We start from the raw sequence: 22667 nt of genomic DNA on the forward strand, positions 1-22667 counted from the left end.
AGTGAACGGCTTTCCCAGGGAGCGCGCATCCGGACTAGGCGGCGGTGGCCCGGCCTCGGGCTCGTCGCCTCCTTCGGAGTACCCGGAATCCGGACGTCCGCAGTCCGGATACGCCGCCGACGAGCCCGCCCGCGAGGAGACCGACGGCGCCGTGCCGTCGTCGCTGGCGCACTGGCAGGACGTCGGCGACGCGGTGTGGCTCGCCGCCCACTGGGCCCGCCACGGCAGACCCGCGGGCCCCGCCCCCGCCACCCCCGACGCCGGGGCCGGGCGCGGACGGCCCGGTGACGCACCGACGCCCCCGGCCGCGGCGGAAACGCCCGCCACCGCCGAGGACGAGCCCACCGCCGCAGACGGCTCCGCCCCCGGGGACGGTGCCGCCGCTCCGGACGGACCCACGCCCCGGCCCGGCCCCGACAGCGCCCCGCCCCCCGCACCCGACCCCGCCGCCGACGCCGTACCCCACCCCGCCCCGCCCGGCGACCCGGACGGCCCGGACGCCGCCCCGGGGGACCCGCGCGGGCTCGGGGAGCCGTCGGTGCCGCGCCCCCTCGGGTCCGAACCCGCGTCCGGCGGACGGCTGTTACCCGATCCCGAGGGCTCCCTCACCCTGCGGCTCGGGCCCGCCCTGCTGCCCCCCGACGGACCCGCGCGCCCCGGCCCCGGACGGGCCACCGCCCGGCTCGCCCGCGCCCTGCACCGCCTCGCCCGCCGGGTGCCCGCCGGTGACGCCCTGGAGCTGGACGAGGAGACCACCGCCGAGCAGGGGGTCGCCGACGGGATGTGGATGCCGTTCCTGCGCCCCGCCCGCACCGCCGCGTTCGATCTCGTGCTGCTCGTGGACGAGGCGCCCACCATGCGGATCTGGGAGGACACCACCGCCCGGCTCGCCGAGGCCGCCGAACACAGCGGCGCCTTCCGCAGCGTGCGCACCGTCCGGGTGACCCTGCCCCGCACCGGCGCCGCCATCCTGCGCTGGGACACCGGCCGCGCGGGCCGCCCCGGCCGCACCGTCGGCGATGTCGGCGAACTCCTCGACGGCCGTGGCGGACGGGTCTTCCTCGCCGTCACCGACGGCCTCTCCCACGGCTGGGCCGCCCCCGCCGCCGACGCCCTGCTGGGCCGGCTCGCCCGCGGCGGACCCACCGCCCTGATCCATCTCCTCCCGCCCCATCTGCGCCACCGCACCTCGCTCTACCCGCACCCCGCCGTCCTGGAGGCCGGTGGCTTCGGCGCCCCCAACCACCGCCTCGAACTCCTCGCGCCGCCCGCCGGACCCGACCCCATGCGCCCGCTGCCCGACGCCGACGACGGCTCCGTCCTGGTCCCCGCGCTCTCCCTGAAGCCCGGCTCCCTCGCCGCCTGGGCCGACCTGGTCACCGGCACCCGCGGAGTGCGCCGCACCCTGCCCGTCGTGCTGGCCGGCACCCTCACCAAGGGCGCCCCCGCGCCCGGACTGCGCGCCCCGCGGCTGCCCCGCGCCGCCGCTGCCGCCGTCCGCCGCTTCTTCCAGCTCGCCACACCCCCCGCCCGCCGCCTGGCCACCCAACTCGCCGCCATCCCCTTCGACTTCGACCTGGTCGAGCAGTACCGGCGGCGCACCATGCCCGAGACCGGCCCCGACCATCTCGCCGAGATCCTCATGGGCGGCCTCATCGACTGGGACAGCCGCGGCGACGGACGCCCCGAGTTCGCCGAAGGGGTGCGCGAGGCGCTGCTCGCCACCACCACCCGCACCCAACTCGCCCGCACCGTCTCCCTGGTCGGCGAACTCCCGGCCGCCGGCGACCGCGGCATGGCGCTGCGCGCCGCCCTGCGCGACCCCGGCCGCGCCAGCCTGCCCGACGCGGACGAACCCGCCTGGGCCCGCAGCGAACTGGCCGTGATGCGGGCGCTGTCCGGGCCGTACTCGGAGCGCGCCCGCCGTATCGAACCGATCTTCTCGCCGCATGGGCCGGACCCGGCCGGCTCCGCCGAACGGGTGGACGCCGGTTTGCCCGCCGGTACACCCGCTGAGGTGAACCCCACCGGCGAGCCGGGATGTTCCGACACCGCCATTGGCAGGCATCCAGCGTCGAGCGTCGTCCCAGAACCACCTTTTGGAGAGCCCGTGGTGAGCCCGGTTACCGCCGTTTCCGACCCCGAACCCCTGGAGGCTGAGCCCCCGATGCCAAGCACGACGACCGCGACGCCGGCCCTGATGGTCAACGTTCCCCTGCGGAACACCTCGTTCGTCGGCCGTCAGGCGTTGCTGCGGACCGTGAAGGAGCAGCTCGGGGCTCAGGACACCGCGGCCGTGCTGCCGCACGCGCTGCACGGGCTCGGCGGCGTGGGCAAGTCACAGCTCGCGCTGGAGTACATCTACACCCACCAGCACGAGTACAACGTGATCTGCTGGATCCCGGCCGAACGCGAGTCGCTGATCCTCGCCACCCTCGCCACCCTCGCCGCCCAGATGGGCGTGGCCCCGCTGGCCGGCGACAGCGTCCCGTCCGCCAACACGGCCGTGCCCGCCGTGCTGGAGGCGCTGCGCACGGGAGCCCCGTACGACAACTGGCTGCTCGTCTTCGACAACGCCGAGGACATCGAGAAGGTCCGCAGCTATTTCCCGGCCAACGGGCCCGGCAAGGTCATCGTCACCTCACGGAACCGGGGCTGGGAGCGGGTCGCCTCCCCGCTGTCGGTGAACGTCTTCGAGCGGGAGGAGTCGGTCGAGCTGCTCCAGAAGCGCTCGCCCGAGCTGAGCACCGCCGCCGCGGCCCGGCTCGCCGACGCCCTCGGCGATCTGCCGCTCGCCGTCGAGCAGGCCAGCGCCTGGCTCGCCGTCACCGGCATGCTCGTGGAGGAGTACCTCGACCTGCTCAGCCGGCGCAGCCCGGAGATCCTCGAACTCGAACCCGCCCCCGACTACCCGGTCTCCGTCGCCGCCGCCTGGGACATCTCCCTGGAGCGGATCCGCGAGAACAACCCGGGCGCCCGGCAACTCCTCGACATCATCGCCAGCATGGCCCCCGAGCCGCTGCCGCGCTCCATGCTCCGCGCCAGCCGCGGCATCAGCATCACCCCCGAGGTCGACCCGCTGCTGCGCGAGCCGATCAAGCTGAACCGCGCCATCCGGGACCTCAGCCAGTTCTCCCTGATCCGGGTGGACCCGAGGGCCAACACCCTCCAGATGCACCGGCTGCTCCAGACCGTGCTGCTCGGCAAGCTGGCCACCGACGAACGCGAGGCGATGCGCAGCGCCGCCCACCAACTGCTGTCGGCGGCCAAACCGGGCGACTACGGCTCCGCCACGGAATGGCGCGCCTACCAGGCGCTGCTGCCGCATGTGCTCGCCTCGCAGGCCCTGACCAGCACCGACCGCTTCGTCCGCGAACTGGTCTCGTCCACCGTGCTGTTCCTGTACATGTGGGGCGACCACGAGGGCGCCGCCTCCTACGGGCGGCAGGTCTGGAACAGCTGGCTGGCGACCTCGGGCGAGGAGGACATCTTCGTCATCCGGATGGCGAAGTCCTTCGCGTTCCTGCTGCGCCAGGTCGGCCAGATCGGCGAGTCCATCCCGATCACCGAGCAGGCGCTCACGGTCTCCCGGCGGATCGAGGTGGAGCCGGAGGAACTGATCGACGGACTGGTCGAGATGGCCGACGCCCGCCGCTACCAGGGCCTCTTCCAGGAGGCGCAGGAGCTGGGCCGGGAGGCCACCGAGCTGTCCCGCTCGCTGTTCGGCGCCGACGACCCCACCACCCTGCGCGCCGCGCACAGCTGGGGCGTCGACCTGAAGCTGTGCGGCCGGTTCCGCGAGGCGCTGCCGCTGGACCGGGAGACGGCCCGGCTGCGCGAGATCATGTACGGCGCGACCAGCTACTTCACCCTCAACACCCTCAACGGCCTCGCCGTCGACATGCGGGAGGCGGGCGACTACCCCGGCGCCCGCGAGTTCCAGGAGGACGTGTACCGGCGGGCCTCCGGGTCGCTCGGCGAGGAGCACCCGCTCACCCTGCGGCTGGCCCGCAACCTCGCCGTCTGCCGCCGCCGGGACGGGGCGCTCGCCGAGGCCGCCAAGCTGACCGACGAGACCCTGCGCGGATTCACCGCCCGCTACGGCATCGACCACTCCGACTCCCTCGCCACCGAGATCAACTTCTGTGTCGACCAGCGGCTCTCCGGCGACCTCGACCGCTCCCTCGTCCTCGGCCAGGACGCCGTGGAGCGCTACGGGGCCCGGCTCGGGGAGAACCACCCGTACACCCAGATGGCCAAGGCGAACCTCGCGGCGACCCTGCGGGCGCTCGGTGAACTCGACGCCGCGCAGGAACTGGAGGACGACGCGGCCCGGCGGCTCAAGGAGACCGTCGGCGACCGGCATGTGTGGGTCCTGAGCGTGGCCGTCGGCCAGGCCAACACCGTCTACGCCCGGCTGGACTTCGAGCGGGCGCGGCTCCTGGACGAGGCCAATGTGCCGCTGCTCGCCGAGGCCGCGGGCGAGGACCACCCGCTCACCCTGTCCTGCATGGCGAACCTCGCCCTGGACCTGCGCGGGCTGGCCCTCGGCGCGGAGGCGGACGAGGTGCAGCGCCGGGCCACCGAGGGCTTCACCCGCACGGTGCGCCCCGACCACCCGTGGCTCCAGTCGGCCCGGCAGGGACGGCGCATCGAGTGCGACATCGCGCCGATGCCGCTGTAGGGCGGAGGCGGCGGGGCCGGGCGGTGTCCTCAGCCCGGCTCGCTCACCCGGTCGTCCGGGCGGGGTTCGTCCTGCGGGCCGGGGCGCGGGGCCGGCGGGGGCGCGTCCCGGGGCCCGGGCGCCGCCCGGTGCCCGGCCCGGCGGGCGTCCCGCTCGGCCAGCCGGGCCACCAGGTACAGCAGCGGCTGGGTGAACAGGGTCGTCGCCAGGGCCATGAAGACCAGCACCGTGTACAGGGGGGTGCTCAGCAGGCCCGCCTGGAGCCCCGCGTTCAGGGCGATCAGCTCGGTCAGCCCCCGGGCGCTGAGCAGCACCCCGACGGTCCGGGCGTCGTCGCGGTCGAGCCCGCCGAGCCGGGCGGCGACGGTGCCGCTGCCCACCTTGGTGACCACGGCCAGCACGGTCACCACCACCAGGGTGATCCACCCGGTGCCGTCGATGCCGTCCAGTACGACGGACCGACCGGAGACCACGAAGAAGAACGGCAGCAGCAGCGAGCCCACGTCATGCAGCGGACGGACGAGTTCCGGGTCGAGGGTGCCGTCCTTCTCGCGGGGCACGACGATGCCCGCGAGCAGCGCCCCGAAGATGACATGCAGCCCCAGCGTGTGCGTCACCCACGCCGAGCCCAGGGCGAAGCCGATCAGCAGCGCCAGCCGCAGCGAAGGCTCCACGCGCGCGTTCCACAGCAGCCGGCGCAGCAGCGGCCGGGCGCACAGCAGCATCAGCAGGACGAAGCCGACGGCGATCGCGGCCCGCCACGGCCAGGCCGGTCCCTCGTGGGCGCCGGAGTCCATCAGCGCCCCGGCCAGCACGGTCCAGCCGATCACATCCAGCAGCCCGGCGGCGGAGACGGCGACGACCCCGGGGACGGTCGGCGCGAGCCCGTTCTCCCGCACGATCGCGGTGAGTACCGGAACCGCCGTTATCGACAGCGCCACCCCGAGGAACACCACCATGGCCGGGGACAGGTCGCGCGGCATCCCCACCCCGTGCAGCCAGTCCTGGAACAGCAGGGCGCAGCCGGTGCCCACCGCCATCGGCACCGCGAACGACGCCAGTGCCACGGTCACGGCGGTACGCGCCCGGTCGCCGAGCAGCTTGAGGTCCAGTTCGTAGCCGACGGCGAACAGGAACACCACCAGCGCGAACTGCGCGAACCCGGTCAGCGCGGGCCCGATCTCCGCCGGGAACAGGGCGTCGTACGCCGCCGGGGCGAGGGCGCCCAGCAGGGACGGTCCGAGGGCGATCCCGGCCGTCAACTGGCCGACGATGTAGGGCTGCCGCACCCGGCGGGCCAGCCAGCCGCCCGCGTGGGCGGCGACGAGGATCAGAGCAGACGCACCCACGAAGTGCGCGATCAACGCGTCCGGGCTCACATCCGTCTCCCTGCTGTCCCGTGGTCCAGCGGTGCGGACCGGTGTCGTGCGACGGTGGACGGCGATGTGATCCGGCCACGCGGCGCGGCGCCGCGCGCGGATCGCCCGCCCCCTCGGCCGGCTGCCGTCAACCCCCTTAGACTAGGGCGGAATTGGCGTCGCACAGACGGTCGTACAAGCGGCTCCGGCAGGAGCACGGGGGCATGATGACAGCGGTCGTCCTCATCCATGGCACAGGTGTACGGGAACCCGCCTTCTCCGCGCTGGCCGGGCGCATGGCCGCGGGCCTGACCGGGCTGCGGGACGGGCTGCGTGTGGTGCCGTTCTACTGGGGCGGCACGTTCGGCGCGACGCTGGCGGCGGGCGGCGCGAGCCTGCCACCCGAAAGCGGTACTTCCCGAGGTCCGGGCGGCGAGCCGGGGTTCCCCGGCCCGGGGGACGACCTGGCCCTGTGGGGCGTGCTCTACGCCGATCCGTACGCCGAACTGGATCTCGCCGCCGCGGCGGCCGGGCCCGCCGTGGAGCGTCCGCCGGGGTCGGTGCCGCCGGAGGAGCGGTTCCGGGCCCGGCTCGCGGCACTGGCCGCGCGCGGCGACGCGCCGGCCGCCGTCCTGGGCCCCGGGCTCGCGCGGGCCGCCGGTGACCTGGCCGCCCACCCCGCGCTCGGCCCGGCCGCCGCGGCGCTGCCCCCGGACGAACTGGCCGAACTGGCGGCCCGGTCGCTGGCCGCGCGGATCGTCGCGGACGCCCTGGACGCGGACAGCCCGCTCGTCCCGGTCGGCGCCGACCGCGACACGGTCACCGCCCGGCTCGCCGAGTCGCTCGGCGCACCGCCCCGGGGCACCGAACGCGGTGTGCGCTCCCTGCTGCTGCGCACGGCCGGCCACGCGGCCTCCCGTGCCGTGCTGCGCCGCCGCCGCGCCCTGACCGAGGCCGCCCACCCGGCCGCCGGTGACGTCCTGCGCTATCTCAGCCGGGGGGCGCCGGTCCGGGCCGCCCTGCGGGACCTGGTGGCGGGCCTGGAGGCCCCCGTCGTCCTGGTCGGCCACAGCCTCGGCGGCATCATCGCCCTGGACACCCTGATCGGAGCCCCGCTGCCCGCCGTACGCCTGCTGGTCACGGCGGGCTCCCAGGGGCCGTTCCTGTACGAGTCGGGCTCGCTGCCCTCGCTGGAGCACCCCGAGCCGCTGCCCCCGTACCTGCCGGACTGGCTGAACCTCTACGATCCGCGCGACCTGCTCGGCTACCGGGCCGCGGCCCTCTTCCCGGGCCGTGCCACCGACCTCGCCGTCGACAGCGGCCAGCCCTTCCCCGCCGCGCACAGCGCCTACTGGACCAACCCAGAGGTGTACCGGCACATCGTGGACCGTCTCCCGTGACCGGGGTGGACCCGGCGCGGGTGCACGCGCTGATCGTCGGCATCGAGCGCTACGACGCCGGGGGCGGCTGGGATCTGCCCGGTCCGGCCCGGGACGCCGTGCGCTTCCACGCGCTGCTGCGGGCCGCCGGGGTGCCCGAGTCCCAGCTGCGGCTGCATCTCGCCCCGTTGCCGCCGTACCGGCCCGAGGTCGCCCACGAGCCCGCCGACCACGCCACGCTCCGCCGGGTCCTGGTGCGGGAACTGGCGGTGGCACAGGGTGACGTGCTGTGGGTGTGGTGGGGCGGGCACGGGGTGCTCGACCGGGCCGAGCACGTACGGCTGTTCTGTGCGGACGCCACCACCTCCGACAAGGTCGGGATCGATCTCGACTCGGCGCTCGCCCGCTACTCCAGCGACGCCGTGCCCGGGCTGGCCGGGCAGTTGTGGGTGGTGGACGCCTGCGAGACCTTCGAGGAGGCGCTCGCCTTCCGCGACCCGCTGCCGCCCGCCGAACTGCCCGTCGGGCGGCGCGGTCTCCTGCACCGCCAGACGGTGCTGCGGGCCGCCGGACGGGGCCGGGCCGCCGCCAACGACCCGGTGCGCGCGACCGGGCTGTTCTCGGACGTGCTGCTGGGCCTGCTGGCCGAACGCGGCCCCGTGCTGCCCGCGTTCCCGGATCCGGAGGAACTGTTTCCCGCCGTCCGCGCACGCCTCGCGGCCCTCAGAGAAGAGGGCCGTACTCTGCAGCATCCCGAGATCCGGCTCCGCAGCCCCGAACGCACCGAGATCCTGCCGCCCGCGGAGGCGGCCCCGACCCCGCGCGCGGCCTCCCCGCTGAACCGTGCCGTCGAGGTGCTGCTCGGCTACCCGCTCATGGCCGACCCCACCGAACGGCAGACGGTGATCGCCCAGTTGAACCCGCGTGTCACCGCCACCCTCCCGCGTCACACCAAGGCCCGCACGGACGCCGTCGGGATCCTCCGCGAGCTGTCCCGGCGCCACCCGGAAGCGCTGTGGGAGCTGTACGACGCGATCACCGCCCTGGACGACGACCCGGAGCGCGGACGGGAACTGGCTGCCGTGTTCAAGGAGTTGGAGGTACCGAAGAAGGGCATTCGCGATCACGAATGATCGGGTGGCGTGATCGTACGGTTTCAGATGTGGGCATGAATGGCCATGATGGAACAGGACACGGGGCATCGCGTGCCACCGTCGAGAAGGGGGACGCACCTTGCACGAGCCACCCGCACCGCACGACGCCGAGGCCGTCGGCCGTGTGCCCGTCCCCGTGGCGGGGGCCGAGGTCTGGGAGTCGGATCTGGCGGATCTCGCCGCCCTGCCCTTGACCGCCGTGGACGGACTCACCCCGCTGGACCCCCGGGCCCGGCTGCTCGCCGAGGTGCTGTGCGCCCACGGCGGCATCAGAGGCGGTGAACCCCGCCCACCCCGCAACGGACGGCCGGGGCACGCCGCGTAGGGCCTGTCGTTCGGATCAGCCTGGCGATGAGAAGCGGTGCTGCTCGGCCGGGCGAAGACCCCGCCCCGCCGGGACGATCCGAACGACAGGCGCTGGTCCCGGCCGGCCCGCGGCTCCGTACCGGTCGCGCGGGTGTGCGGCAGGTGCCCCGCCGTGGGTGGTCGACCCCGTCCTGCCCGCCCACGTCCGGAGGTCCCGGCATGTCCCGCGCGTCGCACGGCGTCCCGTTCCGTATGCCCGACCGGCTGTTCGCGGAGGTGGCCGGCGGGGGCGGTTCGGCCGAGGCGGTGGACTTCCTGGTCCGGGGCGAGCGGGCCCGCAGACTGCTGCTCCTGCGGACCCTGCTCGACCGCCTCGGGCCGCTGCCCACCCCCCTCACCCCGCCCGCCGAAGCCTGGCGCACCGTCAAGGAGGCGGCCGGGCGGGCTCCCGAGGCGGTGGAGGCGCTGCTCCTCGCCCCCGCCACCGGCGGCTGGATCGCCCATCTCCTGCGCCGGGTGCACGGCCCCGCGACCGGCCCGCCGCTGTGGGCCGAGGCCGGACAGCTCGGCGCCCTCGCCGTCGCCGCCGCCCTGCGCGCCGGAACCCGCACCCGGACCCGGGTCGCCCTCACCGACGGCACCCTCCACCTGCCCGGACTCGGCACGGCCCGCCTCCCCGACCCCGCACCGGGCCTCGCCGTCGGCCTGGCCCGCACCGACGACGGCCGGCTGACCCTGGAGGGCACCGGCCGCGACGGCCGCCCCCGCACCGTGCGCTGCCACCCGGCCACCGCCCCCGTCACGGCCGACGACCACGACCCGCACTGGCTCCCGCTGCGCACCCTCACCCTCACCCACCCCGCCCCGCACGGCCCGCTCGCTGTCCCGCTGGACGACCTCGACCCCTACCGCGACCTGGACGACCCCATGCCCCCCGCCCGGCTCGACCCGGGGGAGGCCCGGGCCTGGCAGAGCCTCTTCACCGAGGCCGCCGCCCTGCTCGCCGAGCCCGGCGGCAGCGGACCGGGCCGGATGGACCCCGCCTGGATCCGCTCCGTCGTCCCCTGGGGCCGTACGGCCGCCACCCCGCCCGCGCCGCCGACCGTGCTGCTCTCCGGCTCCAGCGCGGACGCCTTCGGGGCGATGGTGATCTCCCGGCCCGCCACCGCCCTGCCGCTGGCCGAGACCCTGGTCCACGAGTTCCAGCACAGCAAGCTCGGCGCCCTCCTCCATCTCTTCCCGCTCCTGGACGACGACCGCGCCGCGCGCTACTACGCCCCCTGGCGCGGCGATCCCCGCCCGCTGACCGGACTGCTGCACGGCGCCTACGCCTTCACCGCCGTCGCCGGTTTCTGGCGCGACCGGATGACCGACCCCGTCCACGCGGACCGCGGCGCCTACCACTTCGCGCTGCGCCGCCTCCAGTGCCGGCTGGCCGTCCGCACCCTGCTCACCAGCGGCCGGCTGACCCCCGCGGGCCACCGCCTGGTCTCCGGCCTCGCCGGCACCCTGGACGCCTGGCTGCGCGAACCGGTCCCGCCCGCCGCCCTGGCCCGCGCCCGCACGGCCGCGTCCCTGCACCGCACCGAGTGGCGGCTGCGCAACGTCCTGCCGGACGAGCCGGGGACGCCCCCCATCCCCCGGCCCGCCCGAGGCCCCCGGCTCCGTCCCGACCCGCCGCCGTGGACCGACCGGCGTACACACGCCTTCGCCACCGCCCCGGCGCCGCCGCGGACCGCCGACGACCATCTCGCCGCCGCCGACCCGGGCGCCGCGCTCGTGCTCTACGGCGCCGAACTGGAGCGGGATCCGGACGACCCGCACACCCTCGCGGGCTGGATCGTGGCCCGCGCCGCCCGGGAACCGGGGCCGGCCGCGCGGCGGATGCTGGCCCGCCCCGAACTGCTCCAGCCGCAGCCGAGCGGCTGAGAGCGACGCGGTCGTGCCGGGCGTCGGCGAAACACGGGTGAACGCGTGCCCGAATGGTCAGGATGAAGGCATGGCATACCACGTCGACTCCGAGGCCGGACGCCTGCGCCGCGTCATCCTGCACCGGCCCGATCTGGAGCTCAAAAGGCTCACCCCCAGCAACAAGGACGCGCTGCTCTTCGACGACGTGCTGTGGGTGCGCCGGGCGCGCGCCGAGCACGACGGGTTCGCCGATGTGCTGCGCGACCGGGGCGTCGAGGTCCACCTCTTCGGCGACCTGCTCACCGAGGCCCTGGCGATCCCGGCGGCCCGCACCCTCGTCCTCGACCGGGTCTTCGACGAGAAGGAGTACGGTCCGCTGGCCACCGACCCGCTGCGGGCCGCCTTCGCGGCGCTGCCCGCCCCGGAGCTGGCAGAGGCGCTGGTCGGCGGGATGACCAAACGCGAGTACCTCCAGGCCCACCCGGAGCCGACCTCGGTGCGCTTCCACGCCATGGAGCTGGACGACTTCCTGCTCGGACCGCTGCCGAACCATCTGTTCACCCGGGACACCTCCGCCTGGATCTACGACGGCGTCTCCATCAACGCGATGCGCTGGCCGGCCCGGCAGCGCGAGACCGTGCACTTCGAGGCGATCTACCGGCACCATCCGCTCTTCCGCGACCAGACGTTCCAGCTCTGGTCCGAGGGCCAGGCCGACTACCCGTCCACCATCGAGGGCGGGGACGTGCTGGTCATCGGCAACGGCGCCGTACTGATCGGGATGAGCGAGCGGACCACCCCGCAGGCCGTGGAGATGCTCGCGCACAAGCTGTTCGCGGCGGGCTCGGCGACCACCATCGTGGCCCTCGACATGCCCAAGAGACGGGCCTTCATGCATCTGGACACCGTGATGACGATGGTCGACGGCGACACCTTCACCCAGTACGCCGGACTCGGCATGCTCCGCTCCTACACCATCGAACCGGGCGTCGGGGAGCGGGAGCTGAAGGTCACCGACCATCCGCCCGAGCACATGCACCGGGCGATCGCCGCCGCGCTCGGGCTCAGCGAGATCCGGGTGCTGACCGCCGTCCAGGACGTGCACGCCGCCGAACGCGAGCAGTGGGACGACGGCTGCAACGTCCTCGCCGTGGAGCCCGGGGTGGTCGTCGCCTACGAGCGCAACGCCACCACCAACACCCATCTGCGCAAGCAGGGCATCGAGGTGATCGAGATCCCGGGCAGCGAGCTGGGGCGGGGGAGGGGCGGGCCCCGCTGTATGAGCTGTCCGGTGGAGCGAGAACCCGTCGTATAAGAATGTTGGAGGTCGTATAGACTTCCATTTCATTCACCGGCTGATCCGCCGATCCATCGATCCGTCCGCTGCCCCGCACCCCCGCCGTCCCGACCCTGGAGCGCTCATGGCGACCGTCCCGACCCCCCTCGCCGGCCGTGGCTTCCTCAAGGAGCTGGACTTCACACAGGCCGAGTTCCTCGGTCTGATCGAGCTGGCCGCCGAACTGAAGGCGGCCAAGCGGGCCGGGCGCGAGCCGCGTCATCTCACCGGCCGGAACATCGCGCTGATCTTCGAGAAGACCTCCACCCGCACCCGGTGCGCCTTCGAGGTCGCGGCGGCCGACCAGGGCGCCTACACCACCTATCTGGACCCCGCCGGCTCACAGCTCGGCCACAAGGAGTCGGTGAAGGACACCGCCCGGGTCCTCGGCCGGATGTACGACGCGATCGAGTACCGGGGGGACAGCCAGAGCGCGGTCGAGGAACTGGCCGCGTACGCCGGGGTGCCGGTCTACAACGGACTCACCGACGACTGGCACCCCACCCAGATGCTCGCCGACATCCTCACGATGACCGAACACTGCCCCAAGCCCCTGACCGGGACCGCCTTCGCCTACCTCGGCGACGCCCGCTTCAACATGGGCAACTCCTACCTGGTCACCGGCGCCCTGCTCGGCATGGACGTCCGGATCGTCGCCCCCCGGGCCTACTGGCCCATCGACGAGGTCGTGGCCGGCGCGCGGGCGCTCGCCGAGGAGAGCGGCGCCCGGATCACCCTCACCGAGTCCGTCGCGGAGGGCGTGCGGGGCGCCGACTTCGTCGCCACCGACGTCTGGGTCTCCATGGGCGAGCCCAAGGAGGTCTGGGCCGAGCGGATCACCGCGCTCGCGCCGTACGCCGTGACCATGGACGTGCTGCGGGCCACCGGCAACCCGGACGTGAAGTTCCTGCACTGCCTGCCCGCCTTCCACGACCTCGGCACCAAGGTCGGCCGCGAGGTATACGAGCAGCACGGGCTCGACTCCCTCGAAGTGACCGACGAGGTCTTCGAGTCCGCGCACTCCGTGGTCTTCGACGAGGCGGAGAACCGGCTGCACACCATCAAGGCGGTCCTGGTCGCCACCCTCGCGTGACCCACCGGCCGCCGGTCACCGCGGCCCATCGGGCGGGAGTTCCCCGCCCGGCCGCCACTGCGGCGGCACCGCGGGCAGCGTGAACCACACCGCCTTGCCGGACCCGGCCGGGCGGTGCCCGCAGGCCGAACTGAGCGAGCGGATCAGCAGCAGCCCGCGGCCGTGCTCCTGCCACGGGTCCGGCGGCAGGTCCGGGGGCCGGGTCAGATCGCCCGGCGGCGCCGGGTCCGGATCGTGGACCTCGACCTGGCAACCGGTGGGCAGCAGCACCAGGACCAGCTCTATGGGGCCGTCGCCGGAGGTGTGCTCGACGGCGTTGGCGACCAGCTCCGCCGTCAGCAGCTCGGCCGTGTCCAGATCCGCCCGGTGCTCCAGCTCGGCCAGCGCCGTACGGACCAGCGCCCGTGCGACGGGCACGGCCGCGGCCGAGTGCGGCAGCGCGATGCGCCAGGAGGCTGAGGCGGAAGGGCGATCGTGCACGGCAGGTCCGTTCATGGCGCGGGATCCCTGACTGGGGTGTCAGGTCGTCCCGCTCTCGACGTTAAGGGTGGTGCGGCGCCCTCCGGCAGGGTCTGTCGTCGGGCGTCGCCGGGACTTCGGACCCGATATCGGGCGACGTACCCGGAGGAACGCCCGCCCTCCCCCCGCTGATCCCCCTGTTACCGCGTTATTGACGACCTATGGGGAAGCGGTGACGCGCGAGGCGCACGGTGAGCGGGGGATCGCACACGGTGACCACCGCGGCCCCCCCGAGCATATAGCGCCCATCTGACGACAGTCACGAATGAGTGATAACTTCGGGGGGTAGAGCTTCGTGAGGCAGCGCCCGTCCGAGGAGGCCGCACGTCATGAGTCCGTTCACCGGCTCCGCCGCCCGCACCCCCCGCTGGCGGCATCTGCGCGTCGAGGAGACCGACGGCGTCGCCACCGTCACCCTCGCCCGCCCCGAGAAGCTCAACGCCCTCACCTTCGGCGCCTACGCCGATCTGCGCGACCTGCTCGCCGAACTCTCCCGGGAGCGGTCCGTACGGGCCCTGGTACTGGCCGGCGAGGGACGCGGCTTCTGCTCGGGCGGCGACGTGGACGAGATCATCGGCGCCACCCTCGCCCTGGACACCGCCGCGCTGCTGGACTTCAACCGGATGACCGGGCAGGTGGTGCGGGCGATCAGGGAATGCCCCTTCCCGGTGATCGCCGCCGTGCACGGGGTGGCGGCGGGCGCGGGCGCCGTCCTGGCACTCGCCGCGGACTTCCGGGTCGCCGACCCCACCGCCCGCTTCGCCTTCCTCTTCACCCGCGTCGGACTCTCCGGCGGCGACATGGGCGCCGCCTACCTGCTGCCCCGGGTCGTCGGCCTCGGCCACGCCACCCGGCTGCTGATGCTCGGCGAGCCCGTCCGCGCCCCCGAGGCCGAACGCATCGGCCTGATCAGCCACCTCACCGACGAGGGCGGCGTCGACGAAGCCGCACAGGCCCTCGCCCACCGCCTCGCCACCGGCCCCGCCCTGGCCCACGCCCAGACCAAGGCCCTCCTCACCGCCGAACTGGACATGCCCCTGGCCGCCGCCGTGGAACTCGACGCCGCCACCCAGGCCCTCCTCATGACCGGCGAGGACTACCGCGAGTTCCACGCGGCGTTCACCGCGAAGCGCCCCCCGAAGTGGAGCGGACGGTGACCACCGCGGCGGACCGGCGCGCCCCCCTGCGCGTCGCGGTCGTCGGCGGCGGCCCCGGCGGCCTCTACACCGCCGCCCTCCTCAAACGCCTCGACCCCCGCCGCTCCGTCACCGTCTGGGAACGCAACGCCCCCGACGACACCTTCGGCTTCGGCGTCGTCCTCTCCGACGAGACCCTCGGCGGCATCGAACACGCCGACCCCGAGGTCTACACGGCCCTCCAGCGGGACTTCGTCCGCTGGGACGACATCGACATAGTCCACCGCGGCACCCGCCACACCTCCGGCGGCCACGGCTTCGCCGCCCTCGGCCGCCGCCGCCTCCTGGAACTCCTCCACACCCGCTGCCGCGCCCTCGGCGTGGAACTCCGCTTCCGCACCCCCGCCCCCGACCCCGCCCGGCTGGCCGGGACGTACGACCTCGTCGTGGCCGCCGACGGAGTCCACAGCACCACCCGCGCCGCCTTCGCCGACGCCTTCCGCCCTCGGATCACCAGCCACCGCTGCCGCTACATCTGGCTCGCCGCCGACTTCGCCCTCGACGCCTTCCGCTTCGAGATCGCCGAGACCGAACACGGCGTGATGCAACTCCACGCCTACCCCTACGCCCGCCCCGCCCCGGGCCCCCACGGGACGGCGGAGCACCCCGGCGCCTCCACCGTCATCGTGGAGACGCGCGAGGAGGTCTGGCGCGCGGCCGGCTTCGCCGACCTGGACGAGGCCGCCTCCGCCGACCGCTGCGCCAAGATCTTCGCCGCAGCCCTCGGCGACCGCCCCCTGCGCTCGAACCACTCCGCCTGGTCGACCTTCCGCACCGTCGTCAACGCCCACTGGTCGCACGGCACGGTCGTCCTCCTCGGCGACGCCGCCCACACCGCCCACTTCTCCATCGGCTCCGGCACCAAACTCGCCGTGGAGGATGCCCTCGCCCTCGCGGCCTGCCTGGAGGAGCATCCCGCCCTCCCCGACGCCCTCGCCGCCTACGAGGCCGAACGCAAACCCGTCGTCGCCTCCACCCAGCGCGCGGCCCGGGCCAGCCTGGAGTGGTTCGAGAACCTCGCGCTCTACCTCGACCAGCCGCCCCGCCAGTTCGCGTTCAACCTGCTCACCCGCAGCCGCCGCGTCACCCACGACAACCTCGCACTGCGCGACGCCCGCTTCACCCGGTCCGTGGAGCGGGAGTTCGGCTGCCCGACCGGCACCCCCCCGATGTTCACCCCGTTCCGGCTCGGCGGACTCACCCTGCGCAACCGGGTCGTCGTCTCACCGATGGACATGTACTCCGCCACCGACGGCGTCCCCGGCGACTTCCATCTCGTCCACCTCGGCGCCCGCGCCCTCGGCGGACCGGGACTCGTCATGACGGAGATGGTGTGCGTCAGCCCCGAGGGGCGGATCACCCCCGGCTGCGCCGGCCTCTACACCGACGCACAGGCCGAGGCATGGCGGCGGATCACCGACTTCGTCCACACCCGGGCCCCCGGCACCGCCCTCGGCGTGCAACTCGGGCACAGCGGGCGCAAGGGCTCGACCAAGCTGATGTGGGAGGGCCTGGACGAACCCCTGGACACCGGCAACTGGCCCCTCGTGGCCGCCTCCCCACTGCCGTACAAGCCCGCCGGCCAGACCCCCGGGGAGCTGAGCCACGAAGGGCTCGCCGAGATCAAGGCACAGTTCACCGACGCCGCCCGGCGGGCCGCCCGCGCCGGGTTCGACCTGCTCGAACTGCACTGCGCGCACGGCTATCTGCTCTCCGGCTTCCTCTCCCCGCTCACCAACCTCCGCACCGACGCCTACGGCGGCCCGCTCGCCCACCGGCTCCGCTATCCGCTGGAGGTGTTCGACGCCGTCCGCGCGGTGTGGCCCGAGGAGCGGCCCCTGACCGTGCGGATCTCCGCCACCGACTGGGCCGAGGGCGGCACCACCGCCGAGGACGCGGTGACCCTCGCCCGGGCCTTCGCCGCGCACGGCGCCGCCGCCGTCGACGTCTCCACCGGTCAGGTCGTGGCCGACGAACACCCCGCGTTCGGACGGTCGTACCAGACGCCGTACGCCGACCGGATCCGCCACGAGGCGGGCGTACCGGTGATCGCGGTCGGCGCCATCTCCTCCTGGGACGACGTCAACTCCCTGATCCTGGCCGGCCGCGCCGACCTGTGCGCGCTGGCCCGCCCGCACCTCTACGACCCGCACTGGACCCTGCACGCCGCCGCCGAACAGGGCTACGACGGCCCGGGCGCCGTCTGGCCCGCCCCCTACCGCGCGGGCAGCCGCCGCCCGCAGACCGGCCGCACCGACGCCCCCAAACCCCGCCTCACCCTGGGCGGCTGACGCCCGCCGACCGCACGGGGCGGCCTCTCACACCCCCGTGAACCGCGCCCCCGCGTCCCGCAGCCGCTCGTGCAGCGCCCGGAACACGGCCGCCGAGCGGGCCCCCGGCCAGTCCGCGGGCAGCAGCCGGGCCGGCAGCCCGGGGTCGGTGTACGGCAGATGGCGCCACGAGTCCAGGGCGAGGAGGTAGTCGTGGTACGCCTCCTCCGGCGGGGTGTCCGCCCGCGCGCGCCAGGCGTCCAGCACCGGCCCGTGGCCGGCGAGGAACGCCTCGTGCTGCTCGGCGATCGCGGTCAGGTCCCACCAGCGGGCGACCGCCTCGGCCGTCGGGGCGAAGCCGAGGTGCTCCCCGCGGAAGAGGTCGACATAGGTGTCCAGGCGCAGCCGGTGCAGGGTGTGCCGGGTCTCCTCGTACAGCCGGGCCGGGGCGATCCACACCCCGGGCGCGGCCGTGCCGAACCCGAGGCCGGACAGCCGGGAGCGCAGCACATGCCGCTTCTGCCGCTCCGACTCCGGCACCGAGAACACCGCGAGCACCCAGCCCGCGTCGGCGTCCGGCGCCGCCGCGTACACCCGGCGGTCGCCGTCCTGGAGCAACTGCCGGGCGTCCGGCGAGAGTTCGTATCCGGCGGCGCCCTCGGCGGTCCGGGCGGGCAGCAGCAGCCCGCGCCGTTTGAGCCGGGAGACCGAGGACCGTACGGAGGGCGCGTCGACGCCGACCGCGGCCAGCAGCCGGATCAGTTCGGCGACGGGCACGGGGCCGGGGAAGTCCCGCCCGTACGCGCCGTAGAGCGTGACGATCAGGGACCGCGGAGCATGCTGGTCGGACACGTTGATCATTTTAGGCACCCGGTATCGCTGCTGGTCACCTCAGGTGTCCCCACCCCGCGCGCGGGCCGGTTCAGGGCTGTGCCCGGCTCCGTTCGCGCAGCCGGAACCGCTGGAGCTTGCCGGTCGCCGTGCGCGGCAGCGCGTCCAGGAACACGATCTCACGCGGACACTTGTACGGGGCCAGCTCGGACTTCATGAACGCCCGCAGCGCGTCGGGGTCCCGTACCGCCCCCTCCCGCGGCACCACGTACGCCACCACCACCTGCCCGCGCTCCTCGTCCGGCCGGCCGACCACCGCCGCCTCCACCACCTCGGGGTGGCGCAGCAGGGCGTCCTCCACCTCCGGCCCTGCGATGTTGTACCCGGCCGAGATGATCATGTCGTCGGCGCGGGCGACATAGCGGAAGTAGCCGTCGGGGTCGCGGACATAGGTGTCGCCGGTGATGTTCCAGCCGTCGCGGACGTACGCGCGCTGGCGGGGGTCGGCGAGATAGCGGCAGCCGACCGGGCCGCGCACGGCGAGCAGCCCCGGGGTGCCGTCGGCCACCGGTCTGCCGTCCGCGTCCTGGACCCGTGCCTGCCAGCCCGGGACCGGGACGCCGGTGGTGCCCGGCCGGATCGCGTCGTCCGCCGCGGAGATGAAGATGTGCAGCAGTTCGGTGGCGCCGATGCCGTTGATGATCCGCAGCCCGGTCCGGTCGTGCCAGGCGTGCCAGGTGGCGGCGGGCAGATTTTCCCCGGCGGACACACAGCGGCGCAGCGAACTCACGTCGTGGCCGCCCCACTCGCCCGCGCGGCCCAGTTCACCGAGCATCGCGCGGTACGCCGTCGGCGCCGTGAACAGCACCGACACCCGGTGCTCGGCGATCGCGGGCAGCAACTGGCGGGGCCCGGCCTGTTCGAGGAGCAGCGCGCTCGCGCCCGCCCGCATCGGGAAGACCACCAGACCGCCGAGCCCGAAGGTGAAGCCGAGCGGGGGAGAGCCGGCGAACACATCGTCCGCGCGCGGCCGGAGCACCTGCCGGGAGAAGGTGTCGGCGATCGCCAGCACGTCCCGGTGGAAGTGCATGCACCCCTTGGGCCGCCCGGTGGTGCCCGAGGTGAACGCGATCAGCGCCACGTCGTCCGCCGCGGTGTCCACGGCCGGGTACGGCGACCCCGGCGCCGGGCGCCGCAGCAGATCACCGTCGGCCGCGCCCCCGTAGGTGGTGATCCGCAGACCGGGTATCGCGGCCCGCGCCAGATCGTCGTACGAGCGGATGTCGCACAGGGCGTGCCGGACGCGGGCGATGTCGCAGAGGGTGGACAGCTCGTGCGGGCGCTGCTGGGCCAGCACGGTCACCGCGACCGCGCCCGCCTTGAGCACCGCCAGCCAGCAGGCGGCCAGCCACGGGGTGGTGGGGCCGCGCAGCAGCACCCGGTCACCGGGGACCACGCCCAGCTCACCGGTGAGCACATGCGCGAGCCGGTCCACGCGGGCGCGCAGCACGCCGTACGTCCAGGGCGGCGCGTCCGGCGTCCGGAAGACGGGGTGGTCGGCCGCGCCGCCGGCCAGCAGTTCCGCGGCGCAGTTCAGCCGTTCGGGGTAGCGCAGCTCCGGCAGGTCGAAGCGGAGCACCGGCCACTGCCCGGGCGGCGGGAGGTGATCCCGCGCGAAGGTGTCGACGTGGGCGGAGCGGGTCGGACCGTCCATGGGTGGATCGCCCCCTTGTCACGGCCTTGCGGGGTCCTGTGGCGGACCCCCACAGGGAGCGTAACGTGTTGGTGACGACAGTCAATGGGACGCGATAACGTCGGAGGGTGGTGGGACCGGGGACGGTCCGGCCGTGAGGAAGAACGCGGCGGGACGGTCCGGCCGCGAGGCAGAACGCGGGGGACCGGGGACGGTCCGGCCGCGGGGAAGAACGCGACCCGGCGATGGGGAGAGAGGTCCGGCAGTGCCCGCATTCTCGCTCGAACCGGAACAGACCGCCTGGTGCGCCGAACTGCGCGCCCTGGCCGCCGCCCGTCTGCGACCGCTCGCCGACCGCGGCGAACCGGGCCATGTCAACCGTCCGCTGCTCGCCGAACTCGGCCGCCTCGGGCTCACCGCCCGGCTGTTCACCTCCGGCGCCCTCGACCTCTGCCTGATGCGCGAGTCCCTCGCCCAGGAGTGCACCGAGGCCGAGACCGCCCTCGCCCTCCAGGGCCTCGGCGCCCACCCGGTCCACGCCCACGGGACCCCCGAGCAGCGCGCCCGCTGGCTGCCGGGGGTGGGGCAGGGGCGCACGGTCGCCGCGTTCGCGCTGAGCGAGCCGGGGGCGGGGTCGGACGCGGCGGCGCTGGGGCTGACGGCGGAACCGGACGGCGTCGAAGGGGGCGGGGGAGCCGGGGGAGCCGGGGGAGGCGGGGGAGGCGTCGAGAGGGGCGGCGGCGGGGGTGGGGGCTGGCGGCTCAGCGGGGAGAAGTGCTGGATCTCCAACGCCCCCGAGGCCGACTTCTACACCGTCTTCGCCCGCACCACCCCCGGCGCCGGCTCACGCGGCGTCACCGCCTTCCTCGTCCCCGCCGACCGGCCCGGCCTGACCGGCAGCCCCCTGGAGATGCTCTCCCCGCACCCCATCGGCGCCCTGCGCTTCGACGCCGTACCCGTCACCCCGGACGATGTCCTCGGGGAGGTCGACGGCGGGTTCCGGGTCGCGATGGGCACCCTGAACCTCTTCCGGCCCAGCGTCGGTGCGTTCGCGGTCGGCATGGCCCAGGCCGCGCTGGACGCGACCCTCGCCCACACCGCGGCCCGTGACGCCTTCGGCGGCAAGCTCGGCGACCTCCAGACCGTCGCCCACCAGGTCGCCGAGATGGCTCTGCGCACGGAGGCGGCCCGGCTGATGGTCCACGCGGCGGCGAGCGCGTACGACGCCGGCGCCCCGGACGTGCCCCGGCGCGCCGCGATGGCCAAGCTCCTCGCCACCGAGACCGCGCAGTACGTGGTGGACCGGGCGGTCCAACTGCACGGCGCACGCGCGCTGCGGCGCGGGCATCCGCTGGAGCATCTGTACCGGGAGGTGCGGGCGCCGCGGATCTACGAGGGGGCGAGCGAGGTGCAGCGGGGCATCATCGCGAAGGAGCTGTACAAGGAACTGCGCCGGGCGCGGGAGTCGGCCGCCCGGGAGCCGCAGGGGCCGACCGGTCGGGAGCCGCGGGAGTCGGAGGAGGGGGCGCGGTGAGTGTCGAACGGGTGAACCCGGGGGAGCTGTCGCCGCCGGCCGGCTTCTCGCACGCCGTCGTCGCGACGGGGTCACGGGTGGTGTTCCTGGCGGGCCAGACCGCGCTGGACGCGGACGGCGAGGTGGTCGGCGCCGCGCTGCCCGAGCAGTTCGAGCGGGCGCTGACGAACCTGCTCGCCGCGCTGCGGGCGGCGGGCGGCACTCCGGCCGACCTCGCGCGGGTCACCGTCTACGCCACGGACGTCGCCGGGTACCGCGAGCACGTGGGCGAACTGGGCCGGATCTGGCGGCGGCTGGCGGGCCGGGACTACCCGGCGATGGCGGTGGTGGAGGTCGTACGGCTGTGGGACGAGGCGGCGCTGGTGGAACTGGACGGGTTCGCGGTGCTGCCGTAGCTCAGGCGGCGACGGCGACGGCGGCGGCGGCTGCGGCGGCGACGGCGGCCGGGCGGTGCGGGGTGACCACGCGGCCGTCCGGCAGCAGCTCACCCGTGTCGTCGAAGACGATCGTGCCGTCGCACAGCAGGCTCCAGCCCTGCTCGGGATGGGCACGGACCAGGTGCGGGGCGGAGGAGGCGGCGGCGGGGCAGGTGGATCGGCGGGAACACATGACGTACCTCCAGGTCGAAGTCCTTCGTCGCGGCACTGTTCGTACGGTCAGACCCTGCACCCGCCCGGAACTCATCGGAAGGCGCCGGAACCAAGCGTGACAGCACGCGGACACTTCGCGGACGTTTCCACGACGGACGTTTCCATGAAGGTCGGCTCCGTCCCGCGGGGGACTCACCCCCGTTGGGGTGATGTTCACGCGGGTGCGCGCACCGGGGCGCTCCGGGTGGAAGCCCCACGAGGTACCCCTGACGCCCTGTCAGGTGTTCCTCGGGACCCCACAGGAGGACTCATGTTCCGCCGCCCCGCGCTCGGCGCCGCCGTCGCCGCCGTAGCGCTCGCCCTGGCCGCCGCGCCCGCCGTCGCCTCCGCCCTGGAGTCGGTGACCGTCGACCCCGTCGGCCGGATCGCCGCCGACGGCACGGTCAGCGTCTCCGGCACCTACCGCTGCCACCCCGGCACCGGCCCAGTCTTCATCAGCTCCTCCCTCTCCCAGGGCACCGGCGGTGTCCGGTACGGCATCGGCGGCACCCACGCGGTGTGCGACGGCGCCGAGCACCGCTGGACGAACACCGGCAAGGCGTCACCGGGCGCGCTGAAGGAGGGCGCGGTGGCCGTCGAGGCGAACCTCACCGAGCTGAGCTTCCAGGGCGGGCTGCCCCTGCCCCGCTTCCACGCGGTGTCCGAGAGCGAGGTGACGCTGGTCGAGGGGTGAGGGGGTGTCCGGCAGGCGCCCCCGCGCGGGTGCACGGCCGGCGGGAACGGAGTCGCTCCCACCGGCCGTGCGCTCACCCG

General features: G+C 74.6%; 17 protein-coding genes. 12 read left to right on the forward strand and 5 right to left on the reverse strand.

Annotated features, from left to right (window positions below):
- Position 1 precedes the first annotated feature (1 nt).
- Entirely contained in the window at positions 2-4684 is a 4683-nt protein-coding gene (gene fxsT, locus ACIQNG_RS10830) for an FxSxx-COOH system tetratricopeptide repeat protein (protein WP_401484005.1), read from the forward strand.
- A gap of 29 nt (positions 4685-4713) precedes the next feature.
- On the opposite strand, the gene ACIQNG_RS10835 is transcribed toward fxsT, so the two are convergent.
- Positions 4714-6063 carry a cation:proton antiporter gene (locus tag ACIQNG_RS10835; protein ID WP_401484006.1) on the reverse strand — a complete coding sequence of 450 codons (1350 nt, stop codon included), beginning with the start codon at positions 6061-6063 and terminating at the stop codon, positions 4714-4716.
- A 203-nt stretch (positions 6064-6266) separates the two neighbouring features.
- On the opposite strand from ACIQNG_RS10835, the gene ACIQNG_RS10840 reads away from it, so the two are divergent.
- From ACIQNG_RS10840 to argF, 6 genes are all read left to right on the forward strand, one after another.
- A complete protein-coding gene (locus tag ACIQNG_RS10840) occupies positions 6267-7442 on the forward strand; it encodes an alpha/beta fold hydrolase (protein WP_401484008.1) in 1176 nt (391 codons plus the stop codon).
- 5 nt (positions 7443-7447) lie between these two features.
- Positions 7448-8554 carry a caspase family protein gene (locus tag ACIQNG_RS10845; protein WP_401484445.1) on the forward strand — a complete coding sequence of 369 codons (1107 nt, stop codon included), beginning with the start codon at positions 7448-7450 and terminating at the stop codon, positions 8552-8554.
- Positions 8555-8654: 100 nt separating this feature from the next.
- The gene (locus ACIQNG_RS10850) at positions 8655-8900 is read left to right on the forward strand and encodes a hypothetical protein (RefSeq protein ID WP_401425598.1); all 246 of its coding nucleotides are present in this window, start codon (positions 8655-8657) and stop codon (positions 8898-8900) included.
- 200 nt (positions 8901-9100) lie between these two features.
- Positions 9101-10810, forward strand: coding sequence for an HEXXH motif domain-containing protein (locus ACIQNG_RS10855; protein WP_401484010.1), 1710 nt, complete (start codon positions 9101-9103; stop codon positions 10808-10810).
- Between the two features lie 70 nt (positions 10811-10880).
- Complete coding sequence (locus ACIQNG_RS10860; protein WP_401425602.1) at positions 10881-12107, forward strand: arginine deiminase; 1227 nt, start codon at positions 10881-10883, stop codon at positions 12105-12107.
- Between the two features lie 106 nt (positions 12108-12213).
- Positions 12214-13221 carry an ornithine carbamoyltransferase gene (gene argF / locus ACIQNG_RS10865; RefSeq protein WP_401484012.1) on the forward strand — a complete coding sequence of 336 codons (1008 nt, stop codon included), beginning with the start codon at positions 12214-12216 and terminating at the stop codon, positions 13219-13221.
- Between the two features lie 15 nt (positions 13222-13236).
- Here argF and ACIQNG_RS10870 read toward each other — a convergent pair whose 3' ends face one another.
- Positions 13237-13716 carry an ATP-binding protein gene (locus tag ACIQNG_RS10870; protein WP_401484014.1) on the reverse strand — a complete coding sequence of 160 codons (480 nt, stop codon included), beginning with the start codon at positions 13714-13716 and terminating at the stop codon, positions 13237-13239.
- Positions 13717-14069: 353 nt separating this feature from the next.
- Here ACIQNG_RS10870 and ACIQNG_RS10875 point away from each other — a divergent pair, with 353 nt between their 5' ends.
- Together ACIQNG_RS10875 and ACIQNG_RS10880 are read left to right on the forward strand one after the other, a co-directional pair.
- On the forward strand, positions 14070-14897 hold the full coding sequence (locus ACIQNG_RS10875; RefSeq protein WP_401425608.1) for an enoyl-CoA hydratase family protein: 828 nt from the start codon (positions 14070-14072) through the stop codon (positions 14895-14897).
- Complete coding sequence (locus ACIQNG_RS10880) at positions 14894-17227, forward strand: bifunctional salicylyl-CoA 5-hydroxylase/oxidoreductase (protein WP_401484016.1); 2334 nt, start codon at positions 14894-14896, stop codon at positions 17225-17227. Before ACIQNG_RS10875 ends, ACIQNG_RS10880 begins: the two co-directional genes overlap by 4 nt.
- Before the next feature lie 27 nt (positions 17228-17254).
- Here ACIQNG_RS10880 and ACIQNG_RS10885 read toward each other — a convergent pair whose 3' ends face one another.
- Positions 17255-18067 (reverse strand): PaaX family transcriptional regulator C-terminal domain-containing protein, encoded by an 813-nt coding sequence (locus ACIQNG_RS10885; protein WP_401425612.1) that lies wholly within the window; start codon positions 18065-18067, stop codon positions 17255-17257.
- 61 nt (positions 18068-18128) lie between these two features.
- On the reverse strand, positions 18129-19751 hold the full coding sequence (locus ACIQNG_RS10890; RefSeq protein WP_401484019.1) for an AMP-binding protein: 1623 nt from the start codon (positions 19749-19751) through the stop codon (positions 18129-18131).
- Between the two features lie 244 nt (positions 19752-19995).
- Here ACIQNG_RS10890 and ACIQNG_RS10895 point away from each other — a divergent pair, with 244 nt between their 5' ends.
- On the forward strand, positions 19996-21264 hold the full coding sequence (locus ACIQNG_RS10895; protein WP_401484021.1) for an acyl-CoA dehydrogenase family protein: 1269 nt from the start codon (positions 19996-19998) through the stop codon (positions 21262-21264).
- The gene (locus ACIQNG_RS10900) at positions 21261-21659 is read left to right on the forward strand and encodes a RidA family protein (protein WP_401425619.1); all 399 of its coding nucleotides are present in this window, start codon (positions 21261-21263) and stop codon (positions 21657-21659) included. The genes ACIQNG_RS10895 and ACIQNG_RS10900 overlap by 4 nt, the downstream gene beginning before the upstream one ends.
- A gap of 1 nt (position 21660) precedes the next feature.
- Here the strand turns inward: ACIQNG_RS10900 and ACIQNG_RS10905 are convergent, their stop codons facing one another.
- Positions 21661-21873, reverse strand: a complete 213-nt coding sequence (locus ACIQNG_RS10905; protein ID WP_401484023.1) for a DUF5999 family protein — start codon at positions 21871-21873, stop codon at positions 21661-21663.
- A 291-nt stretch (positions 21874-22164) separates the two neighbouring features.
- On the opposite strand from ACIQNG_RS10905, the gene ACIQNG_RS10910 reads away from it, so the two are divergent.
- On the forward strand, positions 22165-22587 hold the full coding sequence (locus ACIQNG_RS10910; RefSeq protein ID WP_401425624.1) for a DUF6299 family protein: 423 nt from the start codon (positions 22165-22167) through the stop codon (positions 22585-22587).
- Positions 22588-22667 lie beyond the last annotated feature (80 nt).

Origin of the sequence: Streptomyces sp. NPDC091377, assembly GCF_044757045.1 — a bacterium.
Taxonomy (GTDB): Bacteria; Actinomycetota; Actinomycetes; order Streptomycetales; family Streptomycetaceae; genus Streptomyces.